29 protein-coding genes are annotated in these 25,406 nt (G+C 48.4%); 17 read left to right on the top strand and 12 right to left on the bottom strand.

The features are described 5' to 3' along the window. Nucleotides 1–5 precede the first annotated feature (5 nt). From ACKU35_RS02080 to ACKU35_RS02045, 8 genes are all read left to right on the top strand, one after another. Nucleotides 6–1,205: an NADH:ubiquinone reductase (Na(+)-transporting) subunit B gene (locus tag ACKU35_RS02080; RefSeq protein ID WP_319762676.1), complete on the top strand. Its 1,200-nt coding sequence runs from the start codon at nt 6–8 to the stop codon at nt 1,203–1,205. Continuing rightward, on the top strand, nt 1,198–1,977 hold the full coding sequence (locus tag ACKU35_RS02075; protein WP_319762674.1) for a Na(+)-translocating NADH-quinone reductase subunit C: 780 nt from the start codon (nt 1,198–1,200) through the stop codon (nt 1,975–1,977). Before ACKU35_RS02080 ends, ACKU35_RS02075 begins: the two co-directional genes overlap by 8 nt. Continuing rightward, nucleotides 1,970–2,587, top strand: coding sequence for an NADH:ubiquinone reductase (Na(+)-transporting) subunit D (locus ACKU35_RS02070; protein WP_319762672.1), 618 nt, complete (start codon nt 1,970–1,972; stop codon nt 2,585–2,587). The genes ACKU35_RS02075 and ACKU35_RS02070 overlap by 8 nt, the downstream gene beginning before the upstream one ends. A 14-nt stretch (nt 2,588–2,601) precedes the next feature. Continuing rightward, nucleotides 2,602–3,210 (top strand): NADH:ubiquinone reductase (Na(+)-transporting) subunit E, encoded by a 609-nt coding sequence (nqrE, locus tag ACKU35_RS02065; protein WP_319762670.1) that lies wholly within the window; start codon nt 2,602–2,604, stop codon nt 3,208–3,210. 60 nt (nt 3,211–3,270) lie between these two features. After that, entirely contained in the window at nt 3,271–4,497 is a 1,227-nt protein-coding gene (gene nqrF, locus ACKU35_RS02060; RefSeq protein ID WP_319762668.1) for an NADH:ubiquinone reductase (Na(+)-transporting) subunit F, read from the top strand. Nucleotides 4,498–4,593: 96 nt separating this feature from the next. Then, nucleotides 4,594–5,640: an FAD:protein FMN transferase gene (locus ACKU35_RS02055; protein ID WP_319762667.1), complete on the top strand. Its 1,047-nt coding sequence runs from the start codon at nt 4,594–4,596 to the stop codon at nt 5,638–5,640. Nucleotides 5,641–5,651: 11 nt separating this feature from the next. Next, nucleotides 5,652–5,855, top strand: a complete 204-nt coding sequence (locus ACKU35_RS02050; protein ID WP_319762665.1) for a hypothetical protein — start codon at nt 5,652–5,654, stop codon at nt 5,853–5,855. Nucleotides 5,856–5,875: 20 nt separating this feature from the next. Beyond that, nucleotides 5,876–6,337: a hypothetical protein gene (locus ACKU35_RS02045; protein WP_319762663.1), complete on the top strand. Its 462-nt coding sequence runs from the start codon at nt 5,876–5,878 to the stop codon at nt 6,335–6,337. 111 nt (nt 6,338–6,448) lie between these two features. Here the strand turns inward: ACKU35_RS02045 and ACKU35_RS02040 are convergent, their stop codons facing one another. The 9 genes from ACKU35_RS02040 to ACKU35_RS02000 form a co-directional block, all read right to left on the bottom strand. After that, nucleotides 6,449–7,141 (bottom strand): glutamine amidotransferase-related protein, encoded by a 693-nt coding sequence (locus ACKU35_RS02040; RefSeq protein ID WP_319762661.1) that lies wholly within the window; start codon nt 7,139–7,141, stop codon nt 6,449–6,451. A gap of 94 nt (nt 7,142–7,235) precedes the next feature. Beyond that, entirely contained in the window at nt 7,236–8,312 is a 1,077-nt protein-coding gene (locus tag ACKU35_RS02035) for a tRNA-dihydrouridine synthase family protein (RefSeq protein ID WP_319762659.1), read from the bottom strand. 211 nt (nt 8,313–8,523) lie between these two features. Next, on the bottom strand, nt 8,524–9,390 hold the full coding sequence (locus ACKU35_RS02030; RefSeq protein ID WP_319762657.1) for a universal stress protein: 867 nt from the start codon (nt 9,388–9,390) through the stop codon (nt 8,524–8,526). Continuing rightward, a complete protein-coding gene (locus ACKU35_RS02025) occupies nt 9,390–10,202 on the bottom strand; it encodes a universal stress protein (RefSeq protein WP_319762655.1) in 813 nt (270 codons plus the stop codon). The genes ACKU35_RS02030 and ACKU35_RS02025 overlap by 1 nt, the downstream gene beginning before the upstream one ends. A 31-nt stretch (nt 10,203–10,233) precedes the next feature. Continuing rightward, nucleotides 10,234–10,638 (bottom strand): response regulator, encoded by a 405-nt coding sequence (locus tag ACKU35_RS02020; RefSeq protein ID WP_319762653.1) that lies wholly within the window; start codon nt 10,636–10,638, stop codon nt 10,234–10,236. A gap of 4 nt (nt 10,639–10,642) precedes the next feature. Beyond that, nucleotides 10,643–13,246 (bottom strand): PEP/pyruvate-binding domain-containing protein, encoded by a 2,604-nt coding sequence (locus tag ACKU35_RS02015; protein WP_319762651.1) that lies wholly within the window; start codon nt 13,244–13,246, stop codon nt 10,643–10,645. A 17-nt stretch (nt 13,247–13,263) separates the two neighbouring features. Then, nucleotides 13,264–14,010, bottom strand: a complete 747-nt coding sequence (locus tag ACKU35_RS02010; RefSeq protein WP_319762649.1) for a TIGR02186 family protein — start codon at nt 14,008–14,010, stop codon at nt 13,264–13,266. A 2-nt stretch (nt 14,011–14,012) separates the two neighbouring features. After that, nucleotides 14,013–14,939, bottom strand: a complete 927-nt coding sequence (locus ACKU35_RS02005; protein ID WP_319762648.1) for a sulfite exporter TauE/SafE family protein — start codon at nt 14,937–14,939, stop codon at nt 14,013–14,015. 119 nt (nt 14,940–15,058) lie between these two features. Next, nucleotides 15,059–15,487, bottom strand: coding sequence for a universal stress protein (locus ACKU35_RS02000; protein WP_319762646.1), 429 nt, complete (start codon nt 15,485–15,487; stop codon nt 15,059–15,061). Nucleotides 15,488–15,626: 139 nt separating this feature from the next. On the opposite strand from ACKU35_RS02000, the gene ACKU35_RS01995 reads away from it, so the two are divergent. Further along, the gene (locus tag ACKU35_RS01995; RefSeq protein WP_319762644.1) at nt 15,627–15,917 is read left to right on the top strand and encodes a hypothetical protein; all 291 of its coding nucleotides are present in this window, start codon (nt 15,627–15,629) and stop codon (nt 15,915–15,917) included. Nucleotides 15,918–15,933: 16 nt separating this feature from the next. Here the strand turns inward: ACKU35_RS01995 and ACKU35_RS01990 are convergent, their stop codons facing one another. Both ACKU35_RS01990 and ACKU35_RS01985 read right to left on the bottom strand, forming a co-directional pair. After that, entirely contained in the window at nt 15,934–17,295 is a 1,362-nt protein-coding gene (locus tag ACKU35_RS01990) for a sigma-54 dependent transcriptional regulator (protein ID WP_319762642.1), read from the bottom strand. Next, nucleotides 17,267–18,697: an ATP-binding protein gene (locus ACKU35_RS01985; RefSeq protein WP_319762640.1), complete on the bottom strand. Its 1,431-nt coding sequence runs from the start codon at nt 18,695–18,697 to the stop codon at nt 17,267–17,269. The genes ACKU35_RS01990 and ACKU35_RS01985 overlap by 29 nt, the downstream gene beginning before the upstream one ends. A gap of 276 nt (nt 18,698–18,973) precedes the next feature. Between ACKU35_RS01985 and ACKU35_RS01980 the strand changes: the two genes are divergently transcribed. Continuing rightward, nucleotides 18,974–19,363: a PaaI family thioesterase gene (locus ACKU35_RS01980; RefSeq protein WP_319762638.1), complete on the top strand. Its 390-nt coding sequence runs from the start codon at nt 18,974–18,976 to the stop codon at nt 19,361–19,363. A 118-nt stretch (nt 19,364–19,481) separates the two neighbouring features. Here ACKU35_RS01980 and ACKU35_RS01975 read toward each other — a convergent pair whose 3' ends face one another. Next, nucleotides 19,482–21,392 carry a hypothetical protein gene (locus ACKU35_RS01975; RefSeq protein WP_319762636.1) on the bottom strand — a complete coding sequence of 637 codons (1,911 nt, stop codon included), beginning with the start codon at nt 21,390–21,392 and terminating at the stop codon, nt 19,482–19,484. A 315-nt stretch (nt 21,393–21,707) separates the two neighbouring features. On the opposite strand from ACKU35_RS01975, the gene ACKU35_RS01970 reads away from it, so the two are divergent. The 7 genes from ACKU35_RS01970 to ACKU35_RS01940 are packed head-to-tail and all read left to right on the top strand — an operon-like array spanning nt 21,708 to nt 25,402. Then, on the top strand, nt 21,708–22,022 hold the full coding sequence (locus ACKU35_RS01970; RefSeq protein ID WP_319762634.1) for a hypothetical protein: 315 nt from the start codon (nt 21,708–21,710) through the stop codon (nt 22,020–22,022). A gap of 10 nt (nt 22,023–22,032) precedes the next feature. Continuing rightward, nucleotides 22,033–22,521 carry a prepilin-type N-terminal cleavage/methylation domain-containing protein gene (locus ACKU35_RS01965; protein WP_319762632.1) on the top strand — a complete coding sequence of 163 codons (489 nt, stop codon included), beginning with the start codon at nt 22,033–22,035 and terminating at the stop codon, nt 22,519–22,521. Then, nucleotides 22,511–22,927, top strand: a complete 417-nt coding sequence (locus tag ACKU35_RS01960) for a prepilin-type N-terminal cleavage/methylation domain-containing protein (protein ID WP_319762630.1) — start codon at nt 22,511–22,513, stop codon at nt 22,925–22,927. Before ACKU35_RS01965 ends, ACKU35_RS01960 begins: the two co-directional genes overlap by 11 nt. Beyond that, the gene (locus ACKU35_RS01955) at nt 22,924–23,406 is read left to right on the top strand and encodes a PDZ domain-containing protein (RefSeq protein WP_319762628.1); all 483 of its coding nucleotides are present in this window, start codon (nt 22,924–22,926) and stop codon (nt 23,404–23,406) included. Before ACKU35_RS01960 ends, ACKU35_RS01955 begins: the two co-directional genes overlap by 4 nt. Beyond that, on the top strand, nt 23,403–23,831 hold the full coding sequence (gene gspG, locus ACKU35_RS01950) for a type II secretion system major pseudopilin GspG (RefSeq protein ID WP_319762626.1): 429 nt from the start codon (nt 23,403–23,405) through the stop codon (nt 23,829–23,831). The genes ACKU35_RS01955 and gspG overlap by 4 nt, the downstream gene beginning before the upstream one ends. Then, nucleotides 23,803–24,402: a prepilin-type N-terminal cleavage/methylation domain-containing protein gene (locus tag ACKU35_RS01945; RefSeq protein WP_319762624.1), complete on the top strand. Its 600-nt coding sequence runs from the start codon at nt 23,803–23,805 to the stop codon at nt 24,400–24,402. The genes gspG and ACKU35_RS01945 overlap by 29 nt, the downstream gene beginning before the upstream one ends. 4 nt (nt 24,403–24,406) lie before the next feature. Continuing rightward, entirely contained in the window at nt 24,407–25,402 is a 996-nt protein-coding gene (locus ACKU35_RS01940) for a type II secretion system protein GspK (protein WP_319762622.1), read from the top strand. Nucleotides 25,403–25,406: the final 4 nt, after the last annotated feature.

Below are 25,406 nucleotides of genomic sequence, written 5' to 3'. Positions count from 1 at the left end.
GGCATATGAGAAAATTGCTTGATAAAATGCATGGTGCCGTAACCGGAGACGGGAAATACAAAAAGTATTACCCGGTCTACGAGATGGTGGACACCTTTTTATACTCACCGACAGAGACCAGCTCTGGCTCGCCCCACGTGCACGACGCCATAGACCTGAAAAGGGTCATGATTATGGTCGTTTTTGCCCTGATTCCCTGTTTCTACATGGCTATGTGGAACACAGGCTTTCAGGCTAATTCAGCGCTGGCATCCATGGGTCTCGAGGTGGGAACAGGCTGGCGGTGGAGCGTGATGAGCGGACTAGGCCTGAGTGCCAATCCCGAAAGTTTCGGGGCCAACATTCTGCTGGGCGCGCTTTACTTTTTACCTATTTATATCGTTTGCAATATCGCTGGAGGATTCTGGGAAACCCTTTTCGCGGTCGTTCGCAAACATGAAATCAACGAAGGCTTTCTGGTTACCGGTTCGCTCATTCCGCTTATCGTTCCTCCTCACATTCCGCTCTGGCAGGTCGCTCTGGCAACAAGCTTCGGCGTGGTGATCGGTAAGGAAATCTTCGGCGGAACAGGTAAGAACATCCTCAACCCGGCTCTTCTGGCCCGCGCCTTTCTCTTCTTCGCATATCCGGCACATATCTCAGGCAATAGCGTCTGGGTTCCGGTAGACGGTTTCTCCGGCGCAACACCGCTGGCTCTGGCCGCTGAAGGAGGAATTAAAGCGGTAATGGCCAAATATTCATGGTGGGACTGCTTCATCGGAACCATACCCGGATCTTTGGGTGAGACTTCAACTCTGGCCTGTCTTATCGGCGGAATAGTGCTGGTCATTGCCGGTATTGCCTCATGGCGGATTATGGTCTCCCTGCTGGCTGGTGCCTTTTCGGTGGCCATCATCTTCAACGCGGTAAGCAGCGGAACCAATCCCATGATGACTGTCAGCCCGCTCTGGCATCTGGTTATGGGAGGACTGGCTTTCGGTATGGTTTATATGGCAACCGACCCGGTTTCCTCGTCAATGACTCATAAAGGACAATTTTATTACGGTTCGCTTATCGGAATCATGATTGTCCTGATCCGCACGGTCAATCCGGCCTATCCTGAAGGAGTCATGCTGGCGATTCTGTTCGGTAACGTGTGTGCCCCGTTCATTGATAATCTCGTGATGCGGGCCAACATCAAGCGGAGGACGGTGCGCAGTGTCTAACGATTCCACAAAAAAAGTATTTACTGTGGCGTTTTCCCTGTGCCTGGTCTGCTCGCTGCTTGTTTCGGCTGCAGCTGTGGGCCTCAAATCCATTCAGCAGGAGAACAAGGTTCTCGAGCGCAAGGAAAATATTCTCAAGGCCGCGGGCATCTATAATGAAGATGTTCCTGTGGATGAACTTTATAAACAGATAGAAGCCAAGGTTGTCGATCTGGCGACCGGAAAATACGTCGATATGGACGCTGCCAATTATGATCAGCGCAAAGCGGCTAAGGACCCGAACTTAAGTGTCACCATTCCTTCCGCAGAAGATCAGGCGGGTATCGGGCACCATGCCAAGCTCGCCAATGTCTACCTGCTCAAAGATGGAAACAGCCTGAAACGCGTGATCCTGCCCGTTTACGGGAAGGGACTTTGGTCGACTATGTATGGCTTCATAGCTCTGGATCCGGATCTGAACACGGTCAAGAACTTCGGCTTTTATGAACATGCCGAAACTCCCGGCCTTGGCGGGGAAGTGGATAACCAGGACTGGAAGGCCCAGTGGGTGAATAAAAAAATCTACAACGCAAAGGGCGAGCCGGTCATTGATGTAATCAAAGGATCGGTTAATGCCGAGGACCCGAAAGCCGCCTACAAAGTTGATGGACTGGCCGGGGCTACCCTTACTTCCCGCGGCGTGACCAATCTGGTGCGTTACTGGCTGGGCGAGGGTGGATTCGAGCCTTACCTCAAGCGAATTGCAAAAGAGAGAGGTGAACATAATGGCTAAGTTCAGAGAAGTAATGCTAAAGCCGCTTCTGGAGGACAACCCCATCGCGGTTCAGATTCTCGGTATCTGCTCAGCTCTGGCGGTTACCACCAAGCTGGAAACCGCTTTTGTAATGAGTCTCGCCGTAATGTTCGTTACCGCGGCATCCAACGTATCGGTCAGCTCCATCCGGCAGCATATACCGTCCAGTATCCGCATCATCGTCATGATGACCATTATCGCGACGCTGGTAATCATTGTTGACCAGTTCCTGAAAGCTTTCGCTTACGGAATCAGCAAGCAGCTCTCGGTCTTCGTCGGACTGATCATAACCAACTGCATCGTTATGGGCCGTGCGGAAGCATTTGCCATGCAGAACTCTCCAAAAATGAGTCTCGCTGACGGTATCGGTAACGGTCTCGGGTACGGACTTGTGCTGCTCACAGTCGCGTTCCTGCGCGAATTCTTAGGCTCGGGAAAGATTTTCGGTCTCAGCATTTTAAAGCTGACTTCCGAAGGCGGGTGGTACGAACCCAACGGGCTGATGCTCCTGCCGCCAAGCGCATTCTTTATCATCGGACTGCTTATCTGGTCGGTAAACGTCTACGAAAAGCGTAAGAACAAACGCTAGCCAAGGAGTGAAGCGTGGAACATCTGCTTAATATATTCGTCAAATCGATTTTTATCGAAAATATGGCGTTGGCCTTCTTTCTGGGGATGTGCACCTACCTGGCCGTATCCAAGAAAGTAGCTACCGCACTGGGCCTTGGCGTGGCTGTGGTAGTGGTCATGACCATTACTGTTCCGGTCAATAACCTGCTCTACAACTACTTTCTGCGTGAAGGTGCGTTGGCTTGGGCCGGTTTCGGCGATACTGATCTCACCTTCGTTGGTCTGATTTCCTACATCGGCGTTATCGCGGCGATTGTTCAGATTCTGGAAATGACCCTCGATAAGTATGTGCCGTCGCTTTATAACGCGCTGGGGATTTTCCTGCCGCTGATCACTGTTAACTGCGCCATTCTCGGTGCCTCCCTCTTTATGGTGGAGCGTGATTACAACTTCGCGGAAGCCGTTACCTTCGGTTTCGGTTCCGGTGTCGGTTGGGCACTGGCCATCGTGCTTCTGGCGGGTATTCGCGAGAAGATGAAGTACTCGGATGTGCCGGAAGGACTTCAGGGACTGGGGATCACTTTCATAGTGGTCGGCCTGATGTCCTTCGGATTCCTGTCCTTCTCCGGAATCCAGATGTAGGCAGGACGGACGCCTTATGCGTCCGCAGATATAAGAACCGTTAAACTGTGGGGAATAACCATGGTTGAGATAATTCTCGGTGTTGTGATGTTTACCGGCGTGGTACTCGCGTTGTGTGTGTTCATCCTTCTGGCCCGGGCCAAGCTTGTCCCGAGCGGAGAGGTGAACATTGAAATCAACGATGATCCGGAAAAAACAATTGAAGTTCGTCCCGGAACCAAACTGCTCGGCGCGTTGGCGGAAAAGGAAATCTATGTTCCTTCAGCCTGCGGTGGCGGTGGTTCATGCGGGCAATGTAAATGTAAGGTTTTTGAAGGCGGTGGAGACATTCTGCCCACAGAAACCTCCCATGTAAGCAAACGTGAGGCCCGCGAAGGTGTCCGCCTTGCCTGTCAGGTCAATGTTAAACAGGATATGAAGATCGAAGTCCCGGCCGAAATCTTTGATATCAAGAAGTGGGAATGTACGGTTAAATCCAATATCCCGCGTGCGACCTTTATCAAGGAACTCACTCTTCAGCTTCCTGAAGGTGAGAATGTGGACTTCCGTGCGGGTGGTTATATTCAGATTGAAGCCCCGGCCCATACCGTCAATTACAAGAATTTTGATGTTGGCGATAAATTCAAGGCTGACTGGGATAAATTTGATCTCTGGAGATACACTTCGGTGGTAAAAGAACCCATCGTGAGGGCCTATTCCATGGCCAACTATCCAGAGGAAAAGGGTATTATCATGCTTAATGTGCGTGTCTGCCCGCCACCTCCGTTTGCTCCCGATGCCCCTCCCGGGCAGATGTCATCATTTATCTATAGCCTTAAACCCGGAGATAAAGTTACTATCTCCGGTCCGTACGGCGAGTTCTTCGCCCGTGATACCGATGCCGAAATGATTTTTATCGGCGGAGGTGCGGGTATGGCTCCCATGCGTTCCCATATCTTCGATCAGCTCAAGCGGCTAAGCACAAAGCGCAAGGTCAGCTACTGGTACGGAGCACGCAGCCTGCAGGAAATGTTCTATGTGGATGAGTTCGATAAACTGGCTGAAGAATGCCCCAACTTCAGTTGGCATGTAGCCCTGTCCGACCCGCAGCCCGAAGACAACTGGACTGGGTTCACTGGATTTATCCATCAGGTCCTTTATGATAATTACATCAAGGATCATCCTGCACCTGAAGATTGTGAGTTCTACATGTGCGGTCCGCCGATGATGGCCTCCGCAGTGGAAAATATGCTTATGGATCAGGGTGTGGAGAAAGAGAACATCATGTATGACAACTTCGGCGGATAGGCCGGTTGTGGCTGTTTGTTGAAAAGGTGTCTCCTGCCGGGGAAAACTCCCCGGCAGGGGGCATGCAAGAATTGAATTGAAGGTAAGGATAACGGTATGAAGCGGTTTTCAGGTTTGTTGACTGGAGTTAATGGATTTTTGATCCAGTTGCTTTGCATGGCATTTGTGCTCAGCGGATGCGGGAGTTCTTCTGAACCTGTCCGTATTCAGGGCAGGGCCATAGGCACCACTTATTCCGTTATTGCTTATGGTTTGCCGAAAAATATTTCAGCTGAAGATCTGCACAAAGGAGTTGAGCAGGTTGTGGCGGAAGTCAATTCGGTTATGTCCCTGTTTAAATATGATTCCGAACTCTCCCGTTTTAATGCTTACCGCAAGAACGACTGGTTTTCCGTGTCCAAAGAATTGGCCGGGGTGGTACATACGGCCAAAGCGGTGAATCAGATAACCGAAGGGGCCTTTGATATCACCGTAGCACCGCTGGTTAATCTTTGGGGATTCGGTCCCGATAAAAGGCCCGAGATTATTCCCACCGAAGCTGAAATAAAAGAGGCGCAGGCTAATGTCGGGTCGGACAAAATTGAGGTCCGCTTAGATCCTCCTGCCCTTAAAAAATTAAAACCGGGCATCACGCTCGATCTAGCGGCAATTGCCAAAGGTTATTGCGTGGACGCAGTCAGCAACTGGCTGAAAAATAGAGGCATATCCAGCTTCATGGTTGAGATCGGTGGAGAAATAAGGACCGCAGGAACGAAGCCGGGAAATTTGCCGTGGCGTATCGCAGTTGAAAAACCGGTGAGTATGGAACGCTCCGTACAGGCTTTGATCAGTCTTTCCGGTAAAGCTATGGCTACATCCGGCGATTACCGCAACTATTACGAGATAGATGGTAAAAGATATTCACATATAATTGATCCCGGTACCGGGCGGCCTATTTCGCATACGCTCGTCTCGGTAAGTGTTGTGGATGAAACCTGTACCCGTGCCGATGCTTTTGCCACAGGCCTGACAGTGCTCGGCCCGGAAAAAGGAATCGCACTGGCCAAGGAATGTAACCTGTCCGCCTTTTTCATTGTGAAAACGCCGGATGGATTATCAGAGATTGCCACCGGTGATTTCCCCCAACACGAAAAAATGAATTAAGGAGATATTCCATGGAAACGGTATTGATGGCAGCAGGTGTTTTCGGCCTTGTTTTCTTGGCATTGGCTATCGGGGTGATCTTTAAACGAAACTGCATTCGCGGCTCCTGCCAGGGTTCCATTCAGGCTGGAGACGGCTCCGGTTGCAGGTGCGGTAAATACGATTTTGATAAGAAGCCTGTAGATAGTAAACATTCATCCCTAAAGCCGCTGTAACAGCGGTCAGGAGTATCGATATGATGGCAAATGTCCAGACCGCAAAAGATGTGATCGAGCAGACTAAAGCCTTTCACGCGAAACTTGGTTCTTTTTATAAGGAACTTTCGGATAAGGCTGAAAAGGAACGGGTGAAGCTCCTATTGGATTACATGAGTCGTCACCATGACCGTCTTGCCGCTATTATGAATCAATCCGAGAGTGACATTTCCGCACACATTTTAAATACCTGGTTTATGTATGTGCATAAGGAATGCGACCTTTCTCCTTTTTTCAGCGCAGAAATAGGCCCGGATATGACGACTAAAGAGGTAATGGAAATCTCCATTGATCTGGATAAGTGTCTGCTTGAAACTTATGAAGCGATGGTCCAGAATGATATACCTGAAGATGTCCGCGAAGTATTTCAGGGACTTCTCGACATGGAGAAGCGTGAAAACATGAAATTGACTAAGAATGCTTTAAGAATTGAAACATTGTAAGAAGTATTCGTAATTAAATTCTGGCTGTTTATTCTATTGATAAAGAAACGCCTCACAATGAACTTCCATTGTGAGGCGTTTTCTGTAGTCTTATCTTTAACTGATTTCAGGCTATGAAATCTCAATCCAGTTCTTGAAAATCAGATCATTCTTTTTAAATTCATCAGGGGAAACAGCCTCCGCACAGTGAATTTCTTCAAAGTCGGCTTCTTTTTCAGCTACCTCGCTAACAAAGGCATCAATATCACGGTACATAAAATCGGGATGAAACTGCACTCCCCAGATAGATTTTCCTTTAACCTGAAATCCATGAATTCCACACCGTTTTGAATCTGCTGTTATTTCAAACCGGGAATCCAGATCAAACACCTCGTCATAGTGAAAAACCGCAGATTTTAATGAATCGATTCCGTTGAGGATTCGATTGTCGGACAGGTTTATTTCAGTCCAGCCGATTTCCGGTGTTTGAGACTTGCGGACATGGTCTTTGCCGAGGATATGCCTGATCAAAAATTGATGCCCGAAACATATGCCGAGGATTGATTTCTCTTGGGAGATGAAATCCGCGATGATGCAATCCAGATCCTGATACCAGTTGTTTTCAGCGGTCGCGCTTTCCGTGGAGCCTGAGAGCAGTAGGTGAGTATAACTTGTAAAATCTTTTATTTTATCGATGTTTTCCAAATGAACCGTATCGTATGTAACTTCGATCGGTTCAAAAGCTTCTGCGATTCTACAATCAAAGCTATCTTTTAAGTGTTCTTCAAAAAGAAGATTCAATACAAGGATGTGTTTATTCTTCATATTCGTTTCCTGTTAAATGTCTTGAAGAATTATATTACCGATGCGGAGCGTCTTCGAATGACCTAAAGCATGATGGTCGGTTTAGGCATCACAATCAAGGACTATACAAATTCATGTTGGGAGTCTGGCTTAAGGCCATGCCCGGTTTAATATATTCCTTAGCCATGCGCCGGACATCATCCATACTTTTTGCTGTGGAAAATGTGGCCTGAAGGCTGTGTCCGAATCGGAAATTGGCCGCATAGTATGCCATAAACAGCCTAAACCGTTTGATTCCCCGGATGGGATCAAAATCCTGCTCAAGGGCGTCTGCCAGACGCAGTACATAATCCTGAAAAATTGTTTCGTCGGGTGTGAATCCACTTGTCCACTGGGCAAAGAGCCACGGACGAGCCACTGCCATGCGGCCTACGGATACACCGTCGCAGCCTGTCCGATCAAGCATATTCTGACAATGCTGCGGAGTTGTTACATCGCCATTTCCGAAAACGGGTATGGTTACCGCTTCCTTGATGGAACGGATGTGATCAATGAAGGGAGGGCGGGTACGCTTGTCCGGGGCCACACGCGGGTGGAAGACCAGACAATCGGCCCCTGCCTCTTCAAGCCTTTTGGAAAGCGCGACTGCCGGGGCGATCTCTTTGGACCATCCGGTGCGAAATTTTACAAAAACAGGAATGGAAACAGCCTCTCGTACAGCTTCCACCACGGCCACGGCTTTTTCCGGTGTTTTGAGCAGTGCAGCTCCCGCCTCGCGTTTAATCATTCCACGCGCCGAGCATCCCATATTGATATCTACTCCGAAGAAACCTTCCTGTTCCACCCGTTTTGCCGCAATTACCATCTCTTCCGGCGTGGAACCGGCCAATTGACAGACAAGTCCGGGTAATTCCCATTTATGCCATTTAAATACTGGGGATACTTTGGGGTTTTCTGTCGGGACGGCCTTGGCGCTGCACATTTCAGTAAAGACCAGACCGCAGGAGCCGTAGTGATTCAGCACCTGACGGAAGGCGCTGTGGGTCAATCCGGCCATGGGCGCAAGCCAGAGGCGGTTGGGAATGATTTTTCCGCCAATGTAAATGGGGGTGCTTAGCTGTGCTGCCAGTTTGTGGCAATAGTCAGGATTAGATTTATTCATGGGAGCGGTAAGACTGGTTATGGGTGTCATGTGATGCAGCCTTGCGTATCCTGTTATTGCAACCGGGGCAAGTTTTGGGTCCTCACTTTGTAGCTGTGATTAAGCCCGTAAAGTAAAAGGCCCGGAACAACGCACTGGAGAGCATTGTACCGGGCTTTTAGAAACTGAAACTCAAAGTTATCCTGATTCAAGGGGTAGGTTTGGACTTTTCTAGGAAGGAAGAATTTAGCCTTAACCGTATTTATCTCAGGATAAGTATAGAAGACAACGCCTTGTTAACCAAAGTCGCTATTTTCTCTCGGGGAAAGAGACGCTGAAGCGTTGACTTGGGGCTGAGCCAAACAGCCATCAAGTCTCTTTGAGTTCCAGAAGATATGAATGCCTCAAGTGATTCTTCATCGACAACCCTGACCAGAGCGCGAATATTATGCTTGAGGTAGTAATCCAGCACTTCGCCCATTTGCTGTTCAACTTCACTCTTGAGTTGAGAATGTTTAAGTATGCCGACTATTTCGAGTTCGGCATTATAAAATGTGACCAGCTGATTGATCATCTCAAGAGATTCCTGCGTGACATGAGCATGATCCAGACAGCAGACGACCTTTGAAACGGGATGCTCATCCTTGATGACCAGAACCGGACACTCTGCCCGGTCCGCCACTTTTCCAGGAGCATGCGGGGAAGATTCCCAGGCGGAACCGCTGCGGCTGCAACCCATGATGATAAGATCGCTGTCATCGTCCTCGGCTTCTTCGAGAATTGCTTTTACCGGTGAGGCGTTACGTACATGTAACTGCAATTTTTTCCGTCCTGTATGTTCTTCCTCAGCCAGCTGCCGACCATGTCCCTTCATTTGGAACGGTTCGCCTTCCTTTACATAGAGTTCAGAGCTTGAACCGAGAAGTGCCAGCATATCTTTGCAGTAGTTGTGCAGCATCCGCACTTTGGGATTGGAATCGGAAAAATCCGGTTCTTTTCCCGGCAGCAGTCCTTTTTTATCGATGGCAAGCAGGGCCAGATCGGGCCAGGTATTCCGGGCCAGCCGCGCCGCATGACGGATGGCGTACATACTGTATGTGTTTTCATCTACAGGAATCAGAATTTTCATTATGCCCTCCCGGCAGTGTAGGTCCAGCACAGGAGCAAAGGACAGGAAACCCGGGCCAGAACTTCAATAAGGGGTGATTTGCGCGTGGAATTTCGGTCCACAGCGGAAGCTATCATACCGTATTCCTGAAGCGAAAGAGCCGCTTTTTCAGGAGCGGTAAGCAGGGTAAAAGATCTCTGCGGAGTCAGGCCGTTCTCGGCGAGTATTTTTGTGGCTTTCTGAATTATATCTTCGGGCTGAAGTTCCTGACTGAATTCGTCCAGACTGTATACGCACAGATCGAAATCAATTTTCTTTTCCTGCAGCAGGGCGCAGAACTGAGGAATCAGGGCTTCAAGATCTGTTCTTGAATCAACAACCATCGCCACCCGGTCGGATTTGATAATGTTCTTAACAACGAGCACCGGGCAGGGCATTTTCCTGTATAATTTTGAGCGCAGTTTTTTACGGAACTCGCCAGTGTTGAAATTTGAAAGTTCACCTTCAATGAACAGTTCATAGTCACCGATTCGGAGTTCCTGTAACAGCAGGTCTTCCCGGTCCCCTACTTTTATGATGGGCTGGGGCATGATGAAGCAGTCCAGCTCTTCGTTCTGGAGAATCCTGCGGACCTGTTCCATTCCGGCCTGTTTAAGACCGGATTCCCAAGATTTACGGATCCAGCCGGTTTCAGACGAGTGTGCCTTGTTGTCAGGCTCCTCTATATGTATTGGCTGCAGACCGATTTTGAGAACCTTCGATTTGAGGCAGGAATATCGTAGGGCGATATTTGATGCCAGGGTCATCTCCACCGGAATTAACGCTTTATTCATAAGTATACCTCGCATGCATGGCTGAATTAATTTAAGACTTTTTCTGTAGTTTAGCTTTTTGTATTTTTTCGTCAGCCTGCCTGATCACTTCTTGAATTTCTCCAAGCTTGAAAGGTTTGGCGAGAAAGTCGAAAATGCCTTTGCGTATGGATTCCTTGGCGGTTTCCATGGTCGCAAATCCTGTGATAATTATCACCTCGGTTTCGGGGGAGATGCCTTTTACCTCAGTCAGAAACTGCATTCCATCCACTCCATCCATTTTGAGGTCAGTAACCACGATGTCGAAATTGCGTTCGTGGACCCTTGCAAGGGCTTTGCTGCTATCTGTAAAACTCTCGACTTCATAACCCTTTTTCTCAAGCGCGGGATGAAGTCTTTTGCTGACGATAGGCTCGTCATCGAGAATTAAAATACTGGTTTTTTGTGAGGCGTTCATTTAGTCACCCTCCGATTGTTGTTTGGATGCGATTTGCTATTAACTTATCAAAATCGTGTGCATATCTGTTTATCTGCGAGTCATCGACCATGGAAACATCAAGCTGCCTTGTGTAAGCAACAAGCACTCCCATTACCTTCATGCGGTATAATATCTCATCGGCACTTATTTTTTTCACGCGCGCTATGACGAGATCGTCTCTCACGGTAATTGAAAAATCCAGATGAGCCAGAACTTCACTCAGGAATTTTGCCCGCCGAGAACGTCTTTGGACACCGGTGACTCCACCTGCAAAACGAAAGTACACGTAATTATCAGCCGGATTATCGCTTACGAAACAATTTATTATGGTGAAGTGATAACCAAGATGCAGACTTATGTGCGAGTAATTATTAGAAATAACTGCCAGATTGCGTCCTACATTCGGCGCAGAGGCCAGTTCCGGAGAAATGGTTCTGGTCATGCTGGACATAAAACTGGAAAAATCAACGGGAACAGGAGACGACTGCCAGACTCCAGCCATGGTGACACCTTCGATGAAGGCTGCCATGGGAGCTGATTCCACCTGTTCCTGCTCGATTGTTTTGTGTTTTGAGATTTCCGCAGCTATCCCGGAATCAATGTCGTTTAGTCCTCCTCCGATATCAATGACGGTCATATCCAGCGGAACAGGAAGCTTAAGTTTCCCATTTGGAGAAGAGAGATCAAGGGAAGAACTGATGTTGATTTCAATGAGCTCTTCCACGGCCTTCTCGTGCACAAAACGGGTGATGTCATGCAGTGTTTCACAGCCTTTGGGGGTGAAATTGCTGTCCGAAGGATCGAATAGATTCAGCGGCTCTATCTGCCGGAGAATTCTGCGCAGCAGACGGTATTCATACGTCTCATCCAAGTTTTCCCGTTTAGCCTGATAAATATGTAATTCCTGAACGATTCCGGCATAAATGTTTTTCTGCTCGGCATCGAGGGTGATGATCTGACCAGTGCTCAGGACATCGGTGGCGTTTCCAGTATTCAATAAGGCCGGTACACGATATTCCCGGGCGATTGTCGCCAGATGTCCCAGCGGGGAGCCCACGTCAGTGATCAGTCCGGCCGCATGGGGCAGGATAGCGGCAAATGAGGGGGAAGAATGCTTTACAACCAGAATCGCTCCGTCCGGGAAATCCTTTAAGCTCGCATCATTCTGAGCCACGAAGACCTCACCCGATGCGATCCCCTGCTGCGCCACTTCGCCTACGCCGGAAATAATTTTTTCGCGGTTGTCCAATTCTTCAATCAATGAAGAGGACTGCTCATAGCTCTGGGATTGAACCTGCAGCGGACGGCTTTGCAGGATGATAAGCGAACCGTCATGGTCAAAAGCGAATTCTATGTCCTGAGGCTTTTTGAAATAACGTTCCATACGAAGAGCGGTTTTTACCAGTTGGGTTATCTCTTCGGAAGTAAGGCTGGACTGGGTTTGCAGATGGCCGGGAACATTTTCCTCCACCGTACCTGATCCCTTGGGATTTAAACCCAATGCCGTTTCTTTGCGCTGGATGGAAATACTCAATTGTTTATATGGTTCTTCACGGGACACGGTGAACTGGTCGGTTGCCGATTCACCGCCGACAACGGAAGACCCGAGTCCCCATGCCGAACTGATAATGACAGTGTTATCGCTAGGGGAGGTAGGCGAAAGAGTGTAAACCACGCCACTGCATTTTGCATTGACCATTGTCTGAAAAGACACGGCCATCAAGGTTTCCCTTGTTTTGTAATTCAGCCTGCGGCGGTACCGGATGGCTCCGGTTGAATAAATGGCGGCCAGCACGGTCAGATATGCCTCATGCAGGTTCTCCGGCGGCACATTGATCAGGCTTTCATAAATCCCGGCAAAAGAATAGGAGCCGTCTTCCCCCCACGCGCTGCTGCGGACAGCCAGACCCATTCCTTTCTCGGATTTACTGGAAAGCTGTTCTCTTACCGCATTCAGGGCTTTGCGGACTTCGGGAGGAATGGTCCCGGCAAGAATCAGATCGGAGATTTCCTTTGAAGCCTGATCAAGAGGTTTTCCGCCATTCATGCTTTCATGCTTTATGGCGGAAATGATGTCATTCAGCCCGTTGAATTCCATATACTCTTTACAGGCACGGGTGGTGATGGAAATTCCTTCGGGAGTGCGGATTCCTAAAAGATTTGCTGTACGCGCCAGATTATAGCTTTTGGCCCCGACCAGATCATAGTCTCTAGGGGTTGTTTCGCTGAAAGAAACCATCAGCCTGTTCGGGATGACCGGGCTGCCTGAAAGTTCTTTTTTGATGTTCCGGCAGATTTGTCTCAGGGAGCTGTACAATCCGACATATTTACCGGGGGTCATGGAATCAAGAGCATCGATAAGCTTACGGACCAGATCTTCCATGTCTTGAGAAGCCATGCGCAGATACTGGATATCAAAAATATAATCCCCGCCGAGCTTACTGTGCATGGATGCTATTCCGGTAAGAATTCGGTTGTTTAATTCCAGTACGGAATTAAAACTGGTGAAGAGATCGGCAAAAGAGCGAGGCCTTTTCTTATGCCTTCCCTTCAAAAGTGAGCGTATGGAATTAAACAACCGATTCATAATTACGACCTTGAGTCCTAATGGACTCCACCTTTTTCCCTGAAAATCAGGGTCATTAACAAGCCGGCCAGAATTGCGATGATAACTGCGGAAACGCCGTAGGTAATTTCATGCCCGAACGCAATTGAAGAAAGGAAAGCCGGAAATCCAGCCAGATCAGCAGTGACTATTCTGGAAGATCTGCCGAGAACCTTTCCGTTGCGTACAGCTGCAACTTCTACAGTGTATTCACCCTTTTTAAGGGATGACGGCATGGCCATTTTGGCCGTGTAGTGCCTCATTCCGTTACCGGCATCGCTATATGTTACAACACCTTCTTGTATATCATACAAACCCTCATGGCTGACAAGTTTAATAAACTCATCGAAGATCAACTGGTCTGTCTCGCCTTTTACCGAATGAAAGCCAAGATTGAGCTTTTCCCATTCCGGGCCGCCGGAAGCGTAAGTTTCGGAGTCTGTTCCGAGCAGGAACAGGTTCGGTATATCATGAAGTTCTACAGATCCGAGGTTCATCCATAGGAATCCGAGAGCCTTACCTTTTTTCTTGAAGTGGGTGTCTTTGTGCTCGCCGGTAATCCTGATCACTGCGGCGCTGCCCTCGGGGATGGTTCCGCTCAGTTCAAGGGAAGTTCCGTCATAGGTTGTTCCGATTGTGAGATGGCCGGGATTTGCCTGCACAGTTATATCTTCAGCGGCGAGTGCCATTGTGCACGAAAGCAGCATGGAAATCAGGGTGATGACAAGTGTTGTTGCTTTATTCATTTCTAATGTCCTCCTGCGTAAGCCAGCAGCACATCAGGAGTGAGCAGCAAGCTGAGAAGCATTTTGACCATAACGGCCAGAACGAGAGTCGCCAGCAGGATTTTAAGCTGTTCGCCTTTCAGCTTTTTGCTTATTTTAGTGCCGAACTGGGCTCCGATAGTTGAACCGACCAAGAGCAGCAGGGCCAGCACGAAGTCGACAGTATGGTTGGTGTATGATTGCAGAATGGTAACGTTGATACAGGTAAATAATATCTGGAAAAGACTTGTTCCTACAACAACATGCATAGGCATACGCAGCAGGTAAACCATGATCGGAACCATGATAAAGCCTCCGCCTACACCCATAATGGCGGCCAGAATACCGACAAGGGAACCGAGGACCAGCGGCATAAGGATGGAGAGGCGAACACCTGACTTTTCAAAATCAGTCTGAAAAGGGAGGCTTTCAAGCATCTTTGCATAGCGGGATTTCTTTTTAGGAGTCTCCTGTACGGCAGCAGTCTTCTCTTTGCGCAGACTCTGAAGGCTTTCGATCATCATATATGATCCGACTCCGCCAAGCATCAGTACATAGGTAACGTTGATAAGAAAATCGGCATTACCCATGGCGCGCAGTACTTTGATAGCCTGAACACCTACGAAGCCGCCGAGAACCCCACCTATAAGGAGTAGGATACCCATCTTAAAGTCAACATTTCCGAGTTTGTAGTGAGCAAGACAGCCGGAAGTTGAAGCCCCTACAATCTGGTTTGAATCAGATGCAGCCGCAACCGTCGGCGGAATACCGAACATAATCAGCAGAGGAGTCATCAAGAACCCTCCCCCGACACCGAAGATCCCCGAAAGCAGGCCAACCAGTCCGCCCAACATGAAGATGACGACTACGTTAACGCTGTTTCCGGCAATGGGTAAATACATATGCCACATTAAAGAACTCCTTGTTTGTTTAGTTGCACTTTACTCGTAGGTCCGGATAGAGGTTCAACCGATTCTCCGAGCTTTTCTTCATATTTTTCCGCAACCGTCAGATGCAGTTGCAGTTAAAATCAGCGATGGTCGTATGCTGAGACCTTTTGGACGACTTCTATATGGCAGTCCGTTTTTTTGCCGATTCTCTCCAGTTGTTCGACAAACTTAATTTCCTGCTTCGCCCCGCGTGGTTCCGGCTGTCCGACAAAAAGAGTCGTGATTTTGTTTTCAAGGATGAATTGAATAACCTCATCTTCAAATTTACCTTTGGTGAAATAAAAATTGATATGAGATCTCTCTGAATGGTCTTCGGCCAGAAGCGACTCCAGCTTTTTTTCCGGCAGTCCGATCCATTCTTCATTGTTTCTTGGTCTGCTCCGAAATTCTTCATCGTCAACCATAAGTATGGAGACATTCATGTATATTCTCTTGCTCAAGCCGATGGCGTAATATGCGAGCCAGAAACTGTATTCAGATGTGTCGACAGCTATAAGTACGTTATTCATATCTCTTCCTTGCTCCCTTAAGAGCAAACCCAATGCCAAAGCTGTTTGTGACATTCCTCACATAGAACCCCGTAATTATGCTGTTTTTAACTTTTAGCGGTTAAGACAGATCTTATAATTGGCATGAGACTGTTCCAATATGAAACGAAAGGAGTACTGTGAGACGCAATTAGGGATGCTCTTCGAGCATAGCTTTTCGTGGCTAAAATCAGGCAAATGTTGTTTATTGCTTAAGCTTATGGAACGGATTCAGTTTATAAATGACATGCGTCTGTTTCATATTGGAACAGGAATTTTTGATATGGGGGTGGGGATAAAAGTGCTTTTAAAGGGACTTTGTTCCAAAATGAAACAAAGAAAAGCGCCAGCCCGGAAGTCCGTGCTGGCGCTTTTGAATAAAATTATATTAATTTGTAATTTAATGCATTAAATCAGGTAGATAAAAACTATTCAGTTTCCTCGGTATCAAGGTTGTATTTTTTCATACGGCGCCAGAGAGTAGTCCTCGGGAGTCCCAGTATATGGCTGCTTAGGTGTTTATTATACCCGGTTGCTTCAAGTACATGTTTTATGTGGCGGCGCTCGACCTCTTCAAGAGAAAGAAGCCCGGTGGCGCCGAAAGCACTGAAGGCCAGATTAAGGAGGTCCGGCGGAAGTTCCCGTATCCCGATAGTTTCCCCTTCAGCAAGGGCTACGGCCCTTTGGATGATGTTTTCGAGCTCGCGCACATTGCCGGGAAAATTGTAATTAGTAAGGACTTCCATTGCCTGCGGGGATATTCCCGTTACTGATTTTCCGAACCTGTTGTTGAATGTTTTGAGGAAGTAGTTGGAAAGCAGCGGGATATCGTCCCGGCGTTCTGTCAGACGGGGCAGGTAAATCATCACCACGTTGAGGCGGTAGAAAAGGTCTTCACGAAATTCCCCGGTATCCATAGCTTTATACAGGTCGCGGTTGGTGGCCGCGATAATGCGTATATCAAGCGAAATCGGTTTTGTTCCCCCCACGCGCATGATCTGGCGCTCCTGAATTACATGAAGCAGCTTGACCTGCATATTGAGGGGCATCTCGCCTATCTCATCAAGGAAGACAGTTCCGCCGTCAGCGGATTCAAGCAACCCTATTTTGGTCGCGGAAGCACCAGTAAAGGCTCCTTTCTCGTGCCCGAAAAGCTCACTTGAAATCAGTTCTTCCGTGAATCCGCCGCAGTTGAAGGAGACGAATGTTTTGTTGCGTCTGGGGCTTAGGTCGTGAATGGCGCATGCCGCTCTTTCCTTACCGGTTCCCGTATCTGCCTGTAAAAGCACATTGCAATTTACCTTGGCTACTTTGCGTATCATCGCAAAAAGGTCCTGCATGACTTTACTGTTGCCGATGAAATTATCGAACGGCATCACGTCACTCAGGCTTTCTTTCAGGCGGCGGTTTTCGTCCTTGAGTTGCAGCTTTTCCATTGCCGCCTGCGCTATGGCTTTAACTTCCTGTATGCGAAAGGGTTTGACTATGTAGCTTACAGCTCCTTTGCCTGTTGCCTCCACAGCAGACGGAATAGAGCCGTGCCCGGTAATGATGACTGCTTCAACGTCCTCAAACCCTTTTTTTACGAAGTTGAGGATAGTCATCCCGTCCATATCCGGCAGTTTTAAATCTATGAAAACCAGCTGGAAAGGCTTTTCGGTCATGCGGTTGAGAAAAGGATGTCCGAGCGCGAATGTTTCGGTCTCAAAACCCTGTTTAGTTAAAGCTCTCGCAACCAGTTTAGCAGTATGGGCTTCGTCATCAATTACAGCTGCCCGAAATTTGGTCATTATAAATATCCTCTTCCTTTTGTTCCGGCAGGTAAATGGAAAAAGTGGTGCCTTCATCAAGTTCGCTCTGAACTTCTATATAGCCTCCGTGTTTCTTAATAATTCCATATATTATTGACAAGCCCAGTCCGGTGCCTTTCCCTACCGGCTTGGTGGTGAAGAACGGGTCGAAAATACGCTCGATGGTTTCCTCGGTCATTCCGCATCCGTTGTCAGCCACGTCAAACCGGACAAATCCTTTGGAAGTACTGCGCACGGAGATGCTCAGGGAGCCGCCTTCGGTCATGGCATGGTCGGCGTTAATGATCAGGTTGATGAACACCTGCTGCAGCGAGTTCAGGTCGCCTTTGATGTTCGGGATATCTTCCGGGATGTCGGTTCGCATACTGATTTTATCAAGTTTAAGCTGATTGGCCACTAGTTTGCTGGTTTCATTAATCAGTTTTGTAACACTGATGCTGCACATCAGGTGTTCACCTTCCCTTGAAAAATCAAGCAGGTTTTTCACTACGAGGCTGGCCCGACCTATTTCATTGATAATATCGTTCAGCATCTCCTTGGCTTCGTCCTGCTCAAGATCCTCGAATTCCTCAAGCATGGTATCCGCCGTCAGCGATACATTATTGAGGGGATTATTGAGCTCATGGGCGATCCCTGAGGCGAGAGTTCCGATGGAAATCAATTTTCGTGATTCTATCAGCTGGTGCTGGCGTGATTCAAGCTCGGCGGCCATATTACTGAAAGCTGAACGCATGAGGCGTGAGATTTCATCATCACTTCTAATTTTATTAATAGTATCGTAATCGCCGCGGGCAACACCTTCAGCAGCCTGCTGTACATAACCGAGCCTGCCGAAGACCTTTTTGGTCTGCCAGTAAAAGATTACTGTGATGAGCATCGCCAGCGAGACCATCACGGCCATTGGAATATATTGAATTCGTATTAATGCATCGTGAATTCGCTTTTTCTTCAGGGTGAGAAGATTCTGGGCCTTTTGCACCATACTGCTGCCCAGAGTACGGGTTTTTACCAGATCTCCGGGAGCGCCATCCGCGAGCAGGCTAAGCTGCATCTTATAGTCGTTCATGTTTTTCATGAAGGCTTGATATTCCACGGGGCCGGCTATTTCTTCGATTTTGTTTTTTAACTGGGCGGCATCATTTTCAGCTTTGTCCAGATAGATCACAACCTCTTTAAGGCTTCCCGGTTCGGGATAAAACATGAAGTTCTTTTCATAGCGCCGTATCTCAAGAATGTCCGAAAGCAATTCATGGAAGTTATCCATGACGATCAAACGATCCCGTAATGAGACAACATTCCACCAGAACATCCCTGTATTAAGGGCTATAAAGCTTAAATACGCGACGAAAAATATTATGATTTTAATTCGGATCCCTTTCATCGTTCAACCTTAAGAGCTTAGTGGTTAATGAATTTAATGTCGCCTCATTACAAGCAATATATGTGCCTTATAGAAAAGGGTTCTGTCTATATCTCAGTCTCCGGTTCGGATGAAAACGGGCGGCAGGGCGGGAAAATCCGGTACTATAGTTTTTGAACAGGTAATCATCGAAATTATCGAATTTTCCGTTTATAGCTGGATTTGTCCGGGGCAGGGGTTGTATAATCTTCGCAACGGACTGTGCAAACTTCAAGTAATATCAGGATGGAGAAAAATATGGATATTAGTACACATGAAAAAATAGACCGTTCCTTGTGTGGCGAACCTGTTGCTGTGGCAGATGGATGCAGCGAAGTGCGTCTTACCTGTACCCCGAATATGGTTGCCGATGCCAGCGGTCTGGTTCACGGCGGTTTTATCTTCGGTATGGCCGATTACGCCGCGATGCTGGCTGTCAATCATCCCAATGTAGTGCTGGCGGGAGCGGAGAGCCGTTTTTTGAAGCCGTCCAAGGTTGGTGATGTTCTGATCGCCAAGGCCAACGAGCAGGAAAAGGACGGACGAAAGCATATTGTAAAAGTGGAAGTTTTCTGCGGTGAGGCTGTTGTCTTCAGCGGAACTTTTACCTGCTTTGTTACCAAAGAGCACGTGCTGGCCGGTGCATAATTAAGGTGCATCTGTCCTTATAGAATTAACTTTGCTTATAAAAAAGCGTGGTTGATAAGGTTCGCATGAACCATTTATCAACCACGCTTAGTTTATTTACCCTTGCAGTCAGGAGTGTCTATTTCTGCGGTGTGTTTCCTGTCTGCTGGCAGTATTGCGAGTTGTTTTTCGTGCATACCTCATACGAAACTCCCTGCCCCTTGGGTACCGGTTTGCAATAATTGAGCTGAGCGGTGACAGCCTCTCCGGTTTTGGCGTTTAATTTTTTTACCGGTTCCGGCTTGCATTTGTAGTCGAAGTTGTGCGTCATGCAGGCAAGGAGAGTATTGTAAGCCCCCTCACCGGAATCGACCTGACATTTACCTTCGGAATAAGCCCATTTCTGCTGTTTGTATGGCTGCTGTCCCGTCTTGCCGGGGCAAAGTGTTACCGTGACGCTGGTACCGGCCTTTTTGCAGATAGCGGTGGAAGCGTCATCGTTGAACTGCCATGCGTATGCGTCTGAGCCGACGGCTTTAATATATTTTACATAGTTGGTGTAAGGTTTTCCCTTGCCCTTTGAGAGGGAGACCATGTCATACTGGCCGGGTTTGCCCAGAGGACCTACCGCGCATTGCGGGCCGCCGCAGCCCGGGGTCAGGCAGGTTTGCGGGTCTTTATCAGCACCCTTGGCCTTCATTACGTTGCAGGCGTACCAGTCGGATATATTCGGTGGAGATGTAGTTATACCTCCGCTGGCAGCTACAGTGTTAGTGTTTTTGTCTTTCCCTTGACCTCCCGGAGGCTCAAGCCATTGTTCCGGGGCCATGCAGCCGGCCAGACCTCTTTCATTGTTGGTGACTTGCAGGTTTACACCTGTTTTGAGCATAGAATTTTTATATAGAGTCGAGTTGCCTGCAATTGTTGTCAGATCCTCAGTGGGGCAATCGTACAGGTCGGTAATCGCGGACATTTCCGTGAAGTTGCAGTCATTACCCTGATCATCGATTGTCATGGACATGGGGACGTTGAATCCTGAAACCATACTCAGGTCAAAATAGTCTGTCGCGCCCATGCATGTGCCGTCAGACGGATTGACTGTGCACTTATTTCTATCGGTCCCGGTGTATGCGCAACCCGCTGAATATTCAAATACGGTTCCCACCCCTGAACTTGCGTGTCCCGGCACTCCGCCGATAACACAGTTTCCGGGCCAGCCGCCTTCGGAAGGAGGAGTTTCACAGCCGAGCAATATTCCAAAGTTGGCCGAGGCTATCCCCCCGTCAGGAACCGGAAGAACCAAGTCTTCCCCGTATGTGATTTCCGAGCGGAACAATAGTGCTGAAGTTTTGTTCTGCGGGTTGGCATACATATTTTCCATGCCGGCTTTTTCGGCTGTTTTATTCCAAAGATTTGCGTTGTAGTACTGCTGCTTGTTCTCTGCCGTAGGGGGGGTGAGCACGATATAAGCGGTATCCATGCAGTTGTTATGGATAGTAATACGCTTCTGCCATGTGGTTGTTTTCGTGTTATCACCACAGACGCCTCCCGATGGAGCCGGTGGCCCTGATGGAGTGTATTTGGTCATCTGGCAGCCGGGGCTTAAGTTCGTTCCCGGCGAAGGAAAGAGCATAGCTGCTTCGCACCCTTTTTTGGTAGATGTTTTGCTGCATCCGTTCGCATATTCCCACCCTGAAGAGTTTACCTTTATATATGTAGTCAGTGTCTGATTGAAATGGGTATTTTCCACATCCACTTTCCAGACCACATTCTGTTTCATATATTTTGTAACTGCTCCCGAGTGTTTATTATTTATAGAAAAAACTTTTTCGGTAGAGTTTCCGTTTACAGCGGAATAGGTCACCGTATTGGTCCATGTATTGGTGCCGCAGGGCCCGAGAGCCATGGTTATCGCGGTGCATGAACTGTCCCCGGAATCCTGACATAGATACTGGCTGGTATCGGCCGGAGCATATTCGGTAATGCAACAAAGAACAAAAATACAGATGGTTAGAAAAGTCGGTTTGTTTTTAATTGCGTTGGTTCTCATGCGGACCCCTCATGTGAAATGTGGAAGGACTAAAAAAATAACACTACTATAAAACAATATGGTCCTGCTTGTGTCAAGGTATAGAATGCTTTTTATCTGTCCGTCTTGAATATTACACTTGCGTGGTGAGGTTGTTATAGTCAGAAGTAGTCCATTAATTTTAGATGTCCGTGGACAAAAAATGTTTAATACCATATAGCTATAGTAAGTGTATTAAAGAAGGGGGGAATGGTGAATTGTAATTGCGGAATTAATCTTTTCTGTTCTTGTTCTGTTCCTAGGTTCGGGCTGTGGGCCGTTTTGCTGTTGTGTCTAATGGTTGGACCGTGTCCTGCTTTCTCCGCGGACTCCGATTCCAGAACCTCTTCCGGTGAAAATTTCGAGAAAATACTCGCTCCGCTACAGACCCTGCATGATGATCTTGTCAGAATCGAGGCCAAGCTGGATTCTTTTGCCAATGCCAAGTGGGAATACAAAATTATAGTTCCCAACGTGTTGGGAAAATCAGAACTTGATCCGTATGAGCCGAACCTCGCTCCGTATGGAAAAGAGGGCTGGGAGTTGATCACCTATTCTCCGGACGTCGGTTATATCCTGAAAAGAAGGGTTGTTTCCGGTTCCGGCAAATAAGGAGACGGACATGGATTTTCAGAATAAAAAAAAACTGAAAAATTCTGCCGGCCAAAACGGATTTACTCTGCTGGAGCTGATTGTGGTCATGGTGATCATGTCCATTGTTATGGCTGTCCTCATGCCGAGGCTGAGTGAGCAACTGATGGGTAACAGTCTGCGTTCCGCTGTTTCGGAGTTGGGAACCATTGCCGCCTCGGCCCGTTTCAGGGCTGCTGATACAGGCAAACAGCATGTAGTGGTGATTGATACTGAAAGCAGTGAGCTGAAGCTGTTTAGCGGGGACAAGAGCAAGATCCTGAGTATGACTCTGCTGCCCCCGAAAGTAACAGTTAAGGATATGGAACTTCTGGGGAAATCTGTATCCGGTCATGAAATGCACATAATTTTTTATCCTCAGGGTACGGCGACTCCCGCCCGTATGAGGCTTGTTTCCGAGAAGCGGGAGAGCATGAATCTGGTTGTCGCCGGGGCTGACGGAGGCGTGTATGTGCGCTGAACCAGCCGAATCCGGTTTTTCATTGATGGAAGTTATGGTTGCCATGGCCATCTTGTCCATCGGGCTGGTTGCGGTGGCGGGGGTTTATTCTCAGGCCGCCGCAAATCTGTCTCAGGTGGAAGGTTATGAAAGGGCCGCGCTGGAGGCTGAAATGCGGCTGGCTTCGTTTTTGAATCAGGGGAACAGCGAGCCGGGAACTACTTCAGGCGCTTGTGAAACCCTGTCTCACGGCAGGTGGAAGATCGTCAGCAAAAAAGACCCGGACTATTCCGGCGTGATACGGGTCATGGTTACAGTTCTCTTCTTTGTGGAAGGCCGGGAGCATGAATATGTTCTTGAAACCGCACAGGTTGATCAGAATCTGCCCGTGCAGAGCAAAACCCGGAAAAAGGATATGGAAAAATGAAAACGGTACCGCGTTTGATTATAAGCTTTCCCCGAATTCTGTTTTTTCTCCTGCTTTGCGCCTGCCTGGCCGGGTGCCAGCTCAAGTCGGACCCTATTGATATCGGCTACCAGTCCCGGTCCCGCCCTTTGATGGGTTTGCAGTTGAAGGTTGTTAAAAAAGAGATGCACATAATTGAAGAGATAGCAAAAGAACAAACCAGTGAGGATCAGGATCGTGCCCTGCTCGTAATGGATTGCAAACCGGACAGCCCTGCCCAAAAGGGCGGTGTTCAGCTCGGAGATATCCTTGTTGAAATTGATGGCGTCCCGGTGCAGGGCATGCGGGATTCAACATTTATCATGCAACGAAAAAGGCCCGGGGATAATGTTGCCTTGACTATCTATAGAGACGGTAAAATCACTAAAACTGATGTTCATCTGCCTGCTGACGTTGCAGTCACAAAGGCGGTCAATAAATCAAGCTGGGGGACTCCATGATGCAAAACGGAAAACGAGGTTTCACGCTCATCGAAATGTTGGTGGTAATTGTTATTATCGGCGTGCTTGCGGCCATTGTAGCTCCACGGTTCTTTGGCAAAACAGGAGAGGCCAAGGTCGCGGCGGCCAAGGCGCAGATAGAAGATTTTTCCATGGCCCTGCAAAGCTACCAACTGGATACGGGGGATTTTCCCACTAACCAGCAGGGGCTGAATGCGCTGGTGAAAAAGCCCACCACGCCGCCCGTACCCGAGAACTGGCACGGACCGTATATGAGCAAGAACACCATCCCCAAGGACCCGTGGAATAATCCGTATGTATACACTTCTCCGGGTAAGCATAGTCCTGACTTTGATCTTTTAAGTTACGGAAAGGACGGCAAGCCCGGAGGAACAGGTGAGAACGCGGACATCACCAACTACTGATGCCAACGGCTTCACCCTTCTTGAGCTGCTGGTTGCTATGACAGTAGGGGCGGTAGTGCTGACTGCTGTTTATTCTATCTTTGTAACGGCTACGCGGGTGGAAAAGGGAGCGCAGGCGATACTCAGCCCCATGCGTTCAGCCTCTTACGCTTTCAGCATGCTGGGTAGAGATGTCCGTAATCTGGACCCCTTGAGTCCGGCTTCAAATATTCTCTGCAATGCCGGTAAATGCCGGTTCCCGGTTGTGGATAAAAAAGGAAAGCGGATCTGGGTGCAATATATCCTCAAGGACAAAATCCTTTGGAGAGAGGAACGCGAGGATAAAAATGGAAAACCGAAAAAAGGAAAACCCCACTCAAAAATGGAGCTTTGCAACGGGGTGGTTGAAGCCCGCTTCAAGCTGACTCCCAGAGGGCGGGGCACGAAACTCTCCGGTGATTCGACGGTAGCCTCCAAACCCGGACCGGGGATGATCGGGCTGGTTCTTGATTTTAAGGAAGGTCCCTCGCGGCGGGATGTTTTTCGGTCGCGGATTTTATTGGAAGTAACACCGCAGCAGAAGTCGGGGTGAATGAATGCACGGGGAACCGGTCAGGAAAACACGGCTTTCAAATCAGCAGGGGTTCGCCCTTGTAATTACGCTGTGGGTTATGGCGATTCTAGGTGTAATGGCGGCTTCCTTTTCTTATGAGGCATTATGTGAGTCTAAGGTGGAAAGCTGGAGCAGTCAGGATCGGCGGGCTTATAATCTGGCTCGTGGCGGAATCCACAGAGCTGCCGGGGTCATCAGGAAACATGCCCGCGATCCGGTGCACAGCATTACGGACAAGTGGTTCTCCGGGCAATCATTGTATAAGGATGTGAAGTTCGGACCGGGGTATTATTCCATTGTCAGCTCCGAAATCGACCACTCCAAAAAAATAAATAAAGAGAAAGTGTTGCATTATGGCTTGGTCGACGAGGAATCGCGTTTGAATATCAATGTGGCGACAATGGGCCAGTTGCAGGGATTCCCCGCTGTCTCAAATGTTCTGGCATCGAATATAGTTTATTTCCTGACGAAGAAACGTGGTAACAGTACTAAAGGGGCGCCCGCCTCTGTGGCAATGGCTAAAGGGCAGGTCGACGGTCCGGTTCGCAGTCTGGATGAACTACTACAAGTGAAGGGAATGAGCCGGGATATTTTGTACGGTTCTTCCGGTGGCAACGGCGGCATAGCGCAGCATCTGACCTGTTTTTCTTCGGGTAAGGTCAATATAAATACGGCGGGCAAGGAAGTGCTCCATGCCGTGGGGTTCAGCAATGGACAGGTGCAGAGCCTGCTGGCCTATCGGCTTTCGGGATGGAAAGGTTTCGCCTCGGTGAATGCCGCTCTCAGTGTGCTGGGGGCTACCTCGAACAATGCGCATATTGCACCGTTTTTAACGGTGAAGTCCAAGAATTTTACAATGACCTGTCTGGCCGGGTTTGAGTCCGGTAAATTTGTTGAAAGGATAACTGCAAGAATAAGTGTAGATAAGAATCAATTGCGTTTTACCCGCTGGGAGTCCGAGTCCCTGCCGCGAATATGAACGG

This window comes from Maridesulfovibrio sp. (assembly GCF_963676065.1).
GTDB lineage: Bacteria > Desulfobacterota > Desulfovibrionia > Desulfovibrionales > Desulfovibrionaceae > Maridesulfovibrio.
The sequence above is the reverse complement of the archived record's forward strand: the minus strand, read 5'-3'. Positions and strand labels throughout refer to the sequence as shown.